Annotated in this window: 13 protein-coding genes; 12 read left to right on the top strand and 1 reads right to left on the bottom strand. The window is 52.4% G+C overall.

The features are described 5' to 3' along the window. The first annotated feature begins 80 nt into the window (after nt 1-80). From ACAW74_RS16675 to ACAW74_RS16620, 12 genes are all read left to right on the top strand, one after another. Nucleotides 81-1,196, top strand: a complete 1,116-nt coding sequence (locus ACAW74_RS16675; RefSeq protein ID WP_370699349.1) for a GHMP family kinase ATP-binding protein — start codon at nt 81-83, stop codon at nt 1,194-1,196. A 65-nt stretch (nt 1,197-1,261) separates the two neighbouring features. After that, nucleotides 1,262-2,155: an EamA family transporter gene (locus ACAW74_RS16670; protein WP_370699348.1), complete on the top strand. Its 894-nt coding sequence runs from the start codon at nt 1,262-1,264 to the stop codon at nt 2,153-2,155. Nucleotides 2,156-2,674: 519 nt separating this feature from the next. After that, nucleotides 2,675-3,001: a hypothetical protein gene (locus ACAW74_RS16665; protein ID WP_370699347.1), complete on the top strand. Its 327-nt coding sequence runs from the start codon at nt 2,675-2,677 to the stop codon at nt 2,999-3,001. A gap of 126 nt (nt 3,002-3,127) precedes the next feature. Beyond that, nucleotides 3,128-3,718 (top strand): hypothetical protein, encoded by a 591-nt coding sequence (locus ACAW74_RS16660; protein WP_370699346.1) that lies wholly within the window; start codon nt 3,128-3,130, stop codon nt 3,716-3,718. A gap of 588 nt (nt 3,719-4,306) precedes the next feature. After that, entirely contained in the window at nt 4,307-5,479 is a 1,173-nt protein-coding gene (locus tag ACAW74_RS16655; RefSeq protein ID WP_370699345.1) for an ImmA/IrrE family metallo-endopeptidase, read from the top strand. Continuing rightward, entirely contained in the window at nt 5,476-5,982 is a 507-nt protein-coding gene (locus tag ACAW74_RS16650) for a DUF4411 family protein (protein WP_370699344.1), read from the top strand. Before ACAW74_RS16655 ends, ACAW74_RS16650 begins: the two co-directional genes overlap by 4 nt. Nucleotides 5,983-6,430: 448 nt before the next feature. Next, nucleotides 6,431-6,694: a redox-active disulfide protein 2 gene (locus ACAW74_RS16645; protein WP_370699343.1), complete on the top strand. Its 264-nt coding sequence runs from the start codon at nt 6,431-6,433 to the stop codon at nt 6,692-6,694. 256 nt (nt 6,695-6,950) lie between these two features. Continuing rightward, complete coding sequence (locus ACAW74_RS16640; RefSeq protein ID WP_370699342.1) at nt 6,951-7,814, top strand: alpha/beta fold hydrolase; 864 nt, start codon at nt 6,951-6,953, stop codon at nt 7,812-7,814. Nucleotides 7,815-8,009: 195 nt separating this feature from the next. After that, complete coding sequence (locus ACAW74_RS16635; protein WP_370699341.1) at nt 8,010-8,369, top strand: nuclear transport factor 2 family protein; 360 nt, start codon at nt 8,010-8,012, stop codon at nt 8,367-8,369. A 79-nt stretch (nt 8,370-8,448) separates the two neighbouring features. Continuing rightward, nucleotides 8,449-9,198, top strand: a complete 750-nt coding sequence (locus ACAW74_RS16630; protein ID WP_370699340.1) for a class I SAM-dependent methyltransferase — start codon at nt 8,449-8,451, stop codon at nt 9,196-9,198. A 111-nt stretch (nt 9,199-9,309) separates the two neighbouring features. Next, nucleotides 9,310-11,346 carry a (E)-4-hydroxy-3-methylbut-2-enyl-diphosphate synthase gene (gene ispG, locus ACAW74_RS16625; protein ID WP_370699339.1) on the top strand — a complete coding sequence of 679 codons (2,037 nt, stop codon included), beginning with the start codon at nt 9,310-9,312 and terminating at the stop codon, nt 11,344-11,346. Between the two features lie 76 nt (nt 11,347-11,422). Then, nucleotides 11,423-11,857: a response regulator gene (locus ACAW74_RS16620; RefSeq protein WP_370699338.1), complete on the top strand. Its 435-nt coding sequence runs from the start codon at nt 11,423-11,425 to the stop codon at nt 11,855-11,857. A gap of 50 nt (nt 11,858-11,907) precedes the next feature. Here ACAW74_RS16620 and ACAW74_RS16615 read toward each other — a convergent pair whose 3' ends face one another. Continuing rightward, nucleotides 11,908-12,846, bottom strand: a complete 939-nt coding sequence (locus tag ACAW74_RS16615) for a hypothetical protein (RefSeq protein WP_370699337.1) — start codon at nt 12,844-12,846, stop codon at nt 11,908-11,910. Between the last annotated feature and the right edge of the window lie 11 nt (nt 12,847-12,857).

The raw sequence follows: 12,857 nt of genomic DNA, 5'->3' as shown, positions 1-12,857 counted from the left end.
ACTGACGGCCAAATTCCGTTACTTTGACCCTGTCTGGCCCAACCGCCAACGACCTCCTACACCTTCCCGCTTGTTTCTGCGTGTTAACAACGAACCTCACTGCCTCGACGCCCGGCCGCATTTGTCTATTTGGCGAACACCTCGATTACCTGGGCCTGCCAGTCATTGCCGCCGCCATCGACCGCCGCGTTGCCCTCACCGCCCGCCCTGACCCCAATGCCCGCGAGTTCCGTCTGCATCTGCCCGACATCGGTCAGGATGTGATCATTCCGTTCGACGGGAATCGCCTGCCGTACCCGGCCGACCGGGATTACCTGCGGTCGTGCGTGAATGTGCTGTTGCAGGAGGGGTTCACCTTTAGTCGAGGCATCGAAGCGACCGTACGCGGCACCATCCCGATCAACGCCGGGGCGTCGAGTTCGTCGGCCCTGATTGTGAGCTGGCTGAATGTGCTGAGTCAACTGGCCGATGCGCCCCGCCACCTGCCGCCCATGACCCTGGCCGAACTGGCCTACCGCGCCGAAGTGCTCGAATTTGGCGAACCGGGCGGTATGATGGACCACTTCGCCACCGCCGTGGGCAACGTGATTTACCTCGAATCGCAACGACCCGACGGCACGCCCGCCATCGCCCTGGAAGCCCTGACGCCCCCACTCGGCACCTTCGTGCTGGGCGATTCCGGGGAGCCAAAAGATACCATCGGCATTCTGCGGCGGGTTAAACTCGGGATGCTCGACGTGGTGCAGCGCATCCAACAAAGCCGCCCCGACTTCTCGCTGCACACGGCCGCCCTTACCGACGTACCTGAGTTCAAAGACCAGCTCACGAAAGACGAGTACATCCTGCTGAAAGGCACCCTCGCCAACCGCGACCTGCTGCGGCAGGCCCACACGCAGTTGCAGACGCCCCCCACCAACGTACCGGCGTTTGATCGGCAACTGGGTACGTTGCTGACCGAGCACCAGACCAACCTCCGCGATGCCCAGCGCATTTCGACGCCTAAAATCGACCGGATGCTCGACGCGGCCCTGGCGGCGGGGGCACTGGGTGGCAAAATCAACGGCTCAGGTGGCGGCGGATCCATGTTCGTCTACGCGCCCAACGGGGCCGAGGCCGTTGCCGAGGCGATTGACCGGGTAGGGGGGAAGGCTTATGTAGTGCGCGTAGCCGACGGGACGACCCTGACCACCGACTAACCCGCCCACCAACCCCGCCGGCTCCTTTGCCCATTGCTGCTTGCTTTACCCAATCTGCCCGGCCCATGCTGCTCTTCGTTGGTACGATAACCTCCCTGGCTCTGCTGGTTCGGATTCTGGCCAATCCGCTGGCCAACGTTTTTCAGAAGAAGCTCACGCACCAATCCGCCGATCCGCTGTTCGTGACGGCGGTGACCTACACCGGGTTGTTCATCGCCTGCCTGTTCGTCTATCGCTGGGAAACCGCCCGGCACCTGAGCCTCGACTTCTGGACCAACGCGCTGCTGATGGGCGTATTAGCCGTGCTGGGCAATACGCTGCTGGTTAAAGCCTTGCAGACGGGCGATTTGTCGGTGCTGGGGCCGATCAACGCCTACAAGGCCGTCGTCAGTATGGTGGTGGGGGCCGTGCTGCTGGGCGAAGTGCCGAGCGTGGCGGGCCTGCTGGGCGTGGGGCTAATTGTGCTGGGGAGCTACTTCGTGCTGCAACCCAATCGCGGCGCGGGCGGTGGCGGCTGGCGGCTGATGGGGCAACCCGAAATCCGGTGGCGCGTGTTGGCGCTGATCTGCTCGGCCATTGAGGCGGTGTATATCAAAAGGGCCGTGCTGCTGGCCGATGCCACCACCGTGTTTGTGGTCTGGTGCGTGCTGGGCAGCGTGTTGTCGTGGGGCTGGTACGGCAGCCTGCACCGCTCGACGATAGCCGCCCAATGCCGACTGCTGGCCCGCCAACGCATGAGCTACCTGGCCCTGATTGCCCTGGTGGGCCTGATGCAACTATCGACTACGGTGGCCTTCAGTGGCATGCAGGTAGGCTACGCACTGGCACTCTTCCAGACGTCGGCGGTCGTGAGTGTACTGTTTGGCTACCAGTTTTTCGGCGAACGCCAGCTATTGCCTAAACTAATCGGCGCCACCATCATGGTCATCGGCGCCGCCCTGATCGTACTGTTCCGATGAAAATGGACCCAGCCGGAATACCGTCCAGAAAAAATCCGCAACGGCCATTGGACATAACCAATCTATTTTCGTATTTGTAAACGCCTTTGACCGAATCAACACAAGAAAATGTAGTTGCGGAACTAGAATCGTCTGATTATCAATGGGAATAGTTCCGCAGTTTTGCGTCCAATACTATGTTGGGTGCGCCAGACAAGAATAAAAAGCGTGAGATGCATGCCTCGTGCGACAAGTTGCACGTCCCGACAGGGGCAGCTCTGGGGCTTTCATTTCTGGGTTTCGGGCGACATGGGAATGTGATCGTTGGGTAAGTTGAGGTTTACATTCCAGAGTCTAGGATGGTAGCTGACCGCCCCGATAAGGTTAAAGCACGTCTATTAGGTATGTGGCATTCAATTAGAAAGTTTTTGAAAAAAGAACTAACTTACATTTTCAGTCTTTATAGACTTTGATCATTTACTGATTAATTCCACTTATAGATAAAATTTGATGAGAAGAATTGACATTATTAACTCTATAATGAAATTAAAAAAAGCCATTATAGACTCAGGAGTCGTTAGTGTTTTTCAACATGTCGTTTCACCGTCTTCTTCTTCTGATAAGAAAGCTAATCCAGAGATTGCAGTTGAAGCGTTTCAGACGTTCTCTAATTACTACCGTAATTTCGACAAAACTGACAAAGAAATTCTATCAATTTTCGGGTTAGACGGTATTGAAAGTACTAAGATATGGACACGAATTTTAGCTGGTGATAATGGCACTTCCAGGGAGGTTTATATTAAATATTATAGAGGGTTAACGTTCATCAGGGATTATTTAGATAAACTACCTGATCTGTTAAAATAAGATAATGTTGATTATATACAACGCACTAACAACCAAGTATCTGTTGACTACAACCCATATGATAATCAAGAAATTATTACAATTATTCTTCCTGAAGAAAATAAAGAAGCATCACATCCTGAACGTTTGATAAAAGCCCTTAGTAGTGTTAATCTCTTTTATGAAACTATAGCGCAAATTTTAGGACACAATGAAAACGACTTAAGCGTTGTAGCTATCGATTCAGGCAGCGATAAATCTTTTGACTTTTTAGGCGCGGCAAAAGTAGTTACCTCGTTAAAGGAATTAATTATAGGACTTTGGGATAGAGTAATATTTTATAGAGAAAAGAAACTTCACGAACGCATAGATCTGATTACTAAAGCTTTACCAGTCATTGAAAATATCAATACTCTTGAAAAAGAGGAGAAAATAGGAAGGGAGCAAGCTGAAATTTTAAGAAGAAATATTTTTACAGGAGCTAATGATTTTATTTTAGCTGGTGCGATTTTGCCTGAGTTTGAACAACATTCAACATACAGCCCAAGAAAATTAATGGCCCCTGAGCCAAAATTATTAAATAGTCCTGATATTGATACTTCTGAAGGTGAATCCAGTAAAAATCACACTAGTACTGCTGAAGGTGTTGATTATTCTGAAGATGAACTCACTCCAGAAGAAGAGCAACTTCTAAAAAGTATATTGTCTAAAAAAAGGAGAAGAAGGCCAGACAAATAATATCTGTGTTTCAAAATTTAATATTGTCGACTTGTACTTTTCTCCTTTGCTATTCGCTGGCGACAGGCAGCGCGTTTAGACATATAGTCTCGGTATAGAAGAAGGTTAGTTAACTAGCTTCGCCGTCAGTACAGAATTGGATTGGGTACGTTGTTGTTCGCTCTGCGCCGGGGCAGCTCTCCGTCGACAGGCCGCACGTCTCAAAGGCAAGTGTTCAGCCCAACATAATGAGTGTGTAAAGGTTGCAAGTTTCGATTGTTCAGGCATGTAGCGCCCTCATCCATCAACACTCAGGGGGGTTGCTGCTTGTCCGTGTAAGGCGTACGCGTCACGGCGTAAGCACGTCTCGGCGGACAGGAATATTCTGTAAAACAGCACGTTGCGGCTATTTGCCAGCCACTCGTGAGCGAACCCCGGCCTAGACACGTCCCCGCCGACACGAATCACCTGGGTTAAGCACGTTGCGGAGGCGGTGATTTGCCCCAACTACCTGCGACAGAACGAATAAGCAACTGTATAGTAATGAATTTTATCTTTTTTTCGTTACGATAATGATTATATAGAAGGCTATATATAGATTTGCTAGCGATGGCTGACGAAGCTTTTATAACACCTATTATACTAAAATGGGCAAGAGAATCGGCACGTATGTCCGAAGAAATTGCTGCTGCTAAAATCTCCGTGTCTGTTGAAAAACTGCAATCATGGGAAGATGGCGTAGATCAGCCCACAATTAGGCAAGCCCAAGAATTAGCAAAGCACTACAAGAGGCCATTTGCTTTATTTTTTCTACCTGACATACCTAGGGATTTCCAGCCATTACAAGATTTTAGGAAGCCAGGCTCTAAACCACTAACTACATCATCTGTTTTTATAATTCGGGAGATACAACAAAAGCAAGCTTGGTTGAGTGATCTACATGCTGAAAATGGCGACGCCAAATTACCTTTTGTCGGACGCTTTACATTAAACTCCGACCCTGCAAAAGTTGCAAAAGACATTCTTGAAACTCTAAAAATTAATCCAAGCAGCTACAAAACTAACAATCCCATTAAAGAGTGGATTGGTTCTGCTGAGGTTAATGGCGTATTTGTTTCTAGAACTAGTTTCATACATTCTAGGCTTAAATTAGATTCAGATGAGTTACAGGGATTTGCTATTGCTGATCCTTTTGCTCCATTCGTTTTTATTAATTCTGATGATTGGAACGCACCGCAACTTTTTACTTTTGTTCATGAGTTAGCCCACATCTGGATTGCAGCAACTGGTGTATCGAATGCAATAGATATTGTTCAGAAAGACAGAGATAAGTTTCATCCGGTTGAGCTTTTCTGTAACGAGGTAGCCGCTAACGCCTTGATGCCAAAAGAGATACTTCAAAGTATTGGCCCTCAAAAATTACAAGACTATAACAATGTTTTTCAAGCTTCGAGGTCGCTAGGAGTAAGTTCAGTAGCTATGATTGTTAGAGCTTTAAATCTTAGCATTATTTCTGCACCCACCTACTCAAAGCTTAGAACACAAGCTGATACAGCTTTTAAGGAGTTTATCAAGCGTGAGGAGGAAAGAAAAGCTAGACAAAAGAATAGTAGTGGAGGACCTGACTATTACCTTCTTCAGCTAAACAGGAATAGCAGACTGTTCACTCAAACAGTTCTTGATGCCTTTCGTGGAGGTCGGATTGAACCCACTTTGGCTAGCAGTTTGCTCAATGTTCACGTTAACAAATTCCAAAAATTAGAAGCACAACTATACAAATGAGTACATCAGGAGAAAGTTATTGCTTGGATGCTAATGTACTCATTGAAGCATGGCAAAAATATTACTCACCAACGTTTTGTCCCGGATATTGGGATATATTAATAAGCTTGGGTAGTAGCGGTCGAATTTTTATTGCTGAACAGGTTTTTGACGAGATAGTAAATACAGAGGATGACCTTTCTGAATGGCTGAAAACAAGCCGAATACCTGTTCGAAAAACAAATTCGTCTGTAATAACTTGCCTTAGATCAATTTACAGCTCAAATCCATTGCATCAACAACTAGTTGATAATAAAAAAGGTAGGTCTCTTGCTGATCCTTGGGTGATTGCTCATGCTATGAATGAGCAGGCTATCGTGGTTACAAAAGAAGAGAAAGTTACAGCCGCAAATTCAACGAAGATTAAAATCCCAAATGTGTGCGATAATCTTGATATTAAATGGATTAATGATTTCGATTTCATAAAACAGTTGAACATCAAATTTTCATGCACAAGAGTTTAGGTTACATTTGGTCGTTGACGAAAGACACGTTTTTTTATCATACAACTATTCTGTATTGTACGAGGTAGCGGTGGTTTCAACGGCCCGCCGACAAGCCAAACATGGGCCAGCAACGTACCTAGCTTTGCGCTCGCAACGGCACAAAACGCCCGTCGTTTTGGTTAGGAACGTACCCCAAGCAGATGCCGTGCGTCGTCGATTAGCTCTGCTGTCCACGTAGTGGTAGACAAGAATCACATGAGGAAAGCTACATTGGAGGGCGCAACAAAACTGATTGTGAAAAGGTAGCGAAGGCGTTGAGGTGGTTTGGGCTAAGTCGTGGCCTCCATCAGCCCCCTGGAGCGTTTTGCAAACATAATAAGCAATGAAAAGGTGTATCTATCCCCGGCTCAGCGAAAGAATAAATGCTCTCACTGAAGTTCCGTTTTCTTAATACTAAATCGGTTGTATGAAAAGTCAAAAAATTGAAGAGATGAGCAATGAAGCATTGCTTAAACACAAAAAAACAACAGAACTCGCAACGGGTATGCTGGCTGGTGCGCTTTCGGCCCTGCTCGTTATGGTCGTACTGTTGGCCCGCAAAAAAGGACTTGATGCAACGAGCATGGGGCTGGGGGTAATTCCGTTTGCGTTGATGCCCATTCTGTTTTTAAACTGGAGCAATTTAAAAGCCATAAAGAAAGAACTCAACGCCAGACAAAACGTGATTTGAGGCCTAACTCCATGAGCTTGCCTTACTGTACGTAGGCGGGCGGCAGGAAGTACGTCTCAACGTCAAGTGCTCAGCCAACCAAAGGGGGTGTTACGGTTCAGGTACGTGTGTCCAGTGACGTTGCTCGCCTGCCAGCAATGCCGTCGGTGTTAAACGAATAAAACACGGCTCGTTACAACCATTCACCACAGGCGGTACTCGTTACCCCCAACAGGCATCTCCGATTAGGAGACCACCATGCCTGTTTGGCCAACGAATGGACATAAAACCGATCGCTTACTGCCTGCTGCTAAGTCTCCTGCTGGCGGCCTGTACGCATACAGACGAGGCGGCAAAAACTAGTCAATACGGTTCCAACCACGGAACGTACCTGACCCTCCACGGCACGAAGCTGTACTACGAGGAATACGGCAGCGGAACGCCGTTGTTGCTGCTTCATCAGGGCCTCGGTTCCATCGAAACGGTCAGCTCCCTTATTCCGGAACTGTCGAAGCACTTCCGGGTCATCGCACCCGATGCACCCGGACATGGCCGCTCCGAGCAGGCCGACAGTCTGAGCGGCGACCTGTTGGCCGAATACGGCTCTGCCCTGATTGACAAGCTGCAACTGGACAGTGTCTACGTGATGGGGTGGAGCATGGGCGGCAACACGGCCCTGTTACTGGCGGCCAACCGGCCCGACAAAGTGAAAAAAGTGGTCAGCGGGGCATCCAACTCGAAAGCCAGCGGGCTAACGCAGGAAGGGCGTGACCTGTTGAATGAATACACCGTCGAAGCGGTAAAAGAAGACAAAGACTGGCTCAACCACTATCAGCGGCTGAATCCCCAACCCGAGAAATGGGTCAAATTCTGGGAAGACAACCAAAAAATGTGGGCAAGGGAAAGCAAAGTGCCCGACGCGAAGCTGGTCAGCATTGCGGTGCCGGTGCTCCTCATTCGCGGCGATCGGGACATGATCCGGTTAGAACATAGCATCGACTTATTTCGCTCGCTGAAACAAGGCCAACTGTGTATCTACCCGAACACAGGCCACGACATGCCGGAGCAGCATAGTGAGCGGCTTTGCCAGATCGCGCTGGACTTTTTCAACGAACGCAAAACCACCGAAGCCAGTCACTGACGTCGGTTGGTCTCCGGCTGAAATAATGGCCAGCCCTCTTACCGAATGAGCCGGTTCGGAAGACAGCCTGTTGCGTCGTTGCCGGGTTCGGGCCGACAGTGCAGCCCGGCCAGTTAGGTAGGTTGAATAACCAGACCCCGCGTCAACGCGTTACCTCAGAAAAGCCAGAAATGGCTTGTAATGGGTGACAATGCCATGGCAGAAGACAACAAAACGATCTTAGAAAAGGCGAACGCCGCTATCGCCAAAGGCGATTTGGACGGGTTTCTGGCGTTCTGCTCCGACGATACGGAATGGACCTACGTCGGCGAAACAACCCTTAGGGGCAAGGACGCCGTGCGCCACTACCTCGAGACGACAAACCACGAGCCGCCCAACTTCACGGTCACGAACATGATCGCCGAGGGCGATTTTCTAACGGCCCTTGGCGACATCATCATGAAGGACGAGGACGGGCAGCCGGTCCGGTACGCCTACTGCGATGTCTGGCGTTTTCACGAGGGTAAGATGGTCGAGCTAAATGCGTTCGTGATCAAAACAGGCCCTGACGCATAAGCCATATGCGCTGACGAGCGATCGTCAGGTAACTACTAACGTAGCTTGTTAATCAATTTCGTTGCATTCATTTTTGTACATGGACGATATCAATGGTAATAGCTGCGATAATATCTACGAACCTGCTTACGTGAAGCGCCTGTTCAACCGCATGTCGGGCTCGTATGAGCGCATGAATTTCATCACGTCGTTTGGGTTTTCGATACGCTGGCGCAACCAGTTCATTCGCCGGTTGCCGACAGATGAGCGCCCCATTCGGGTAATCGACCTGCTATCGGGTCTGGGTGAAAACTGGGCGCTTCTGCTCGATCGGTACCCGAGGGCTACCTTCACGGCATTGGATTTTTCGGAAGAAATGCACCGGGTAAGCAGTCAGAAAAATGAACAGCAATTCAACAGCCGATTCACCGTCCTGAATCAGGACATTTTAGCCAGTGACCTGTCGTCCGGCGAGTTTGATGTGGTTGTCTGTGCGTTTGGCCTCAAAACGTTCAATGGCGCGCAGTTGGAGGCCCTGGCAAAAACCACGAGCCGGATTCTGAAGCCACAAGGCCAGTTTTCGTTTATCGAGATTTCGAAGCCACCCAACAAGCTGTTGCTCTGGTTGTACCGGTTTTATCTGAAACGAATGATCCCCCTGTTGGGAAACGTATTCCTGGGCAATCCCAGTGATTACCGCATGCTGTGGGAGTATACCGACCGGTTTGCCAACGCGAAAGCAGCCCGGGCGGTATTTGAACGCTACGGGTTAATGGTGCAGCTCGACGATTATTTTTATGGCTGTGCCACGGGCATTAGTGGTCGAAAGCATGCCGCTGATCCAGCCTAGCGTACTGCCTGCCGCTCCGTTGCTGCCGCGGCCAGCAGCCAGGCGAACAGGCTTGCCCGCGTTTGTGTTACCTTTGTGGTGTCCCAATGCGGTGCCCCAATTGCCACCTCTATGCTCGATTTTCTGACCAACGCTTTCTCGAACGACGTACCCGCGGCCTCACCCGCCCTTTACGCGCCTTCCCTCACCCAGTACAGCCGCCGCCAGACCATTACGGTCAACATCGGCGACGTACCTATGGGCTCGGAGTACCCCATCCGCGTGCAGTCGATGACCACCATCGACACCATGGATACGGCGGGGTCGGTGGCGCAGAGCATCCGGATGATCGAGGCGGGCTGCGAGTATATCCGCATTACGGCGCCGAGCGTGAAAGAGGCCCAGAATCTCGATAACATTCGGAAAGAACTGCGGGCGCGGGGCTACACAACGCCGCTTATTGCCGACATCCATTTTACGCCCAACGCCGCCGAACTGGCCGCGCGACTGGTGGAGAAAGTCCGCATCAACCCCGGCAACTACGCCGACCGGAAGCGGTTCGAGCACATCGACTACACCGACGCGGCTTATGCGGCCGAACTGGAGCGCATCCGGGAGAAATTCCTGCCGTTGGTGCGCATCTGCAAAGAGTACGGTACGGCCATGCGGATCGGCACCAACCACGGCTCCCTGTCCGACCGGATTCTGAGCCGCTACGGCGACACGCCCGTTGGCATGGTGGAGTCGGCGCTCGAATTCCTGCGCATCTGCGAGGCTGAGAATTATTACAACATCGTGCTGTCGATGAAGTCGAGCAACCCGCAGGTGATGGTGCAGGCCTACCGGCTGCTGGTGCAACGGCTGGCCGAAGAGGGCCTGAAACCCTATCCGCTGCACCTCGGCGTGACGGAGGCGGGCGAGGCCGAAGATGGCCGCATCAAATCAGCGCTGGGCATCGGTACGCTGCTCGAAGATGGGCTGGGCGATACCGTGCGCGTGTCGCTGACGGAAGAACCCGAATTTGAAGCGCCCGTGGCCAAAGCGCTGATCGACCGCTATACCAACCGCGCCCAGACCGCCGACGCCATTCCCGACCTCACCCAGCCGCTGCCCTACGATCCGTTCCAGTACACGCGGCGGCAAACGAGCGAGGTCGCCAATTTCGGGGGCAGCAACGTACCCAGGGTCATTGCCGACTACAGCCACACGGTGGTCAACGAAACCGACGTGCTGAAAGCAGTAGGCCATTTTTACCTGCCCGTCCCCGACAAATGGGCCATGAACGACCTTGGCGCCGACTACCTCTACACGGGTAGCAAGCCGGCGCAGTTTATGCTGCCCAACGGCCTGAAAGAGATTGTCGACTATGCCGCCTGGCGCAGCCACGCCGACGGGATGAACGCGTTGCCGATGCTGACGGCCGCCGAATACCTGCACGCCCGCCATCAGTCGCAGGGCCTGCACTTCCGGCTCAACTTCGTGCGGTTTTCGTTGCTTGACCTGAACGACGAACTCGCTGAGGCGTTGCGGCAGGATCGCAACGTGGTGGGAATCGTGCATACCGACAACACCCACGCCATGCCCGAACTGCGGCGGCTATTTATCGAACTCGCCGACCGTAAACTGACCCTCCCCGTGGTGATTCAGCGCGGCTACCCAAGCTTGCCCAACCCCGGCGGGGTACCTGCCGAACACCTGCCGCTCTACGCCGCCACGGACGTGGGCGGGCTGTTGATCGATGGCTTTGGGGATGGCGTACTTCTGTGTAGCACCCGCACCGACGACCTCGACGAACTGAAACAGTTGAACGGGCTGGCGTTTGGTATTTTGCAGGCCGCCCGCACCCGCATCACCAAAACCGAATACATCTCGTGCCCGTCGTGCGGCCGTACGCTGTTCGATTTGCAGGAAACCACGGCCACGATCCGGCAGCGGACCGACCACCTGAAAGGCGTCAAGATCGGGATCATGGGCTGTATCGTGAACGGACCCGGCGAGATGGCTGATGCCGATTATGGGTACGTGGGCATCGGTCGCGACAAGATCGCGCTGTACCGGGGGCAGCAGGTGGTGAAGAAATCAGTATCGGCCGCCCGGGCTGTCGACGAGCTCATTGAATTGATTCGGGAAGACGGCCGCTGGCTCGAACCGACCGCCGTGGCAAGCTAATTCTGACCATAGGCTCAGTTGATGGGCGAAATTGGGGCGAATTGGGTTGTACTTTTTCAACCTGAGTTTCGCCTTAATGAACGCCAGCCAACCCATTCTCTTTATCGACAGTGATCAGGACGATCAGGACCTCCTGAAGCCTATCCTTCAAGAGTTAGCCCCCGACCACCCTGTTTTGCTGTTCAACGATGGCGAGACCGCTTTTGATTACCTGCAGAAAACCGAGCAAAAACCCTTCCTGATTATCTCGGAGGTGGCCATGCCCCGTATGAACGGGCTGGAACTTCGTCGCCAGATCGAGCAGGACCCGCGTCTGAAAAAGAAAGCCATCCCGTTTATCTTCTTCACGTACCCCGCCTACGAGCCGCTGGTCGACGAGGCCTATGAACTCACGATTCAGGGGTTCTTCGAGAAGCAAAGCGATATTCAACAGATTCGCCACCAGTTGAAGGTAATCGTCGACTACTGGCAGGATTGCCTACACCCCAACCGCGTTCGGGTAACCAACTGATGCCGGGTTTGTGGCTACAGGATTAGCAATAACCTGTAGCCACAAGCCAATCAGCCTAAGTCGGCCAGCCACGACTGGGCGAAGGCCCGCGCGGCCATGACCGGCTCCTTGCCCATGCGAAACAGCAATTTCCAGTTGGCCGATTTGGCCCGGTAAGCCGGGTTGGCAAACTCCTGACCCGTTTCGTTGGCGACCAGTTTAGCGTTAAAATCTACGTCGTTGCAAAGAGCCACGAAAGCCGCCAATTGCTTCTTCAATAAAGGCTGAACAGCCCGTTGGGAGGCCGGTAGCGCTTTCGCGTTGCGGGGCCGGGCGGTGTGGGGTGTCGCTTTCGCCAGCCCACCGTCAGCCGGTTTCCGGGCGCTCTGCCGCAGTTGCTGAAGCTGATAAGCCAGGTATTGCTTTTTAAACTCGGCCGGTTGGCCCGCGCAGGCAGCCAGCATCCGGTTGGTTTCGGTGATATGCTGTTGCATCAGTCGCCGGTCGTCGCCCTGAAGCGTGGCAAGCTCGGCTTCCATCTGAGGCAGTTGCGCCGTAATGGCACTGTAGAGCGTAGCGGGGTTCAGGTGCAGATAAGCCTGTTGCATGGCGGTCGCCTGAGCGTTGATAGCCGCCTCGGAGTCGGTTGGTTGGATTGGCTGGTTACCAACATCAGGCGTGCTGTGGATTTCATCGTCGGGTGACTGATCCCGGAGCGCCTGCTGGTAATCGTGCCGGAACGCGTCTGACTCGACATAGCTACGCACCACGTTCCCCAGCATCTGTACGGTAGCCGCGCGGGAGCCTATGGGAATCCGTGCGGCGGCTGCCCGTATCGCCGAATTTGGCGAGAACATAAACACGCCTTCTCGGCGCAGACTCTGTAACGTACCTGTACGCACGTCGGTCATTGTCACGCCAATGTCGTTCAGCACATCCGAGGCGCGCAGGGCAACCAGAAAGGGCAGGGCTATTAGGGCAAAGGCAACAGGTACGTAGCGATTCATCATAAAGGTGTTGT

The organism is Fibrella musci (assembly GCF_041321105.1).
Taxonomy (GTDB): domain Bacteria; phylum Bacteroidota; class Bacteroidia; order Cytophagales; family Spirosomataceae; genus Fibrella; species Fibrella musci.
This window is presented reverse-complemented; position numbering and strand designations above follow the sequence as displayed.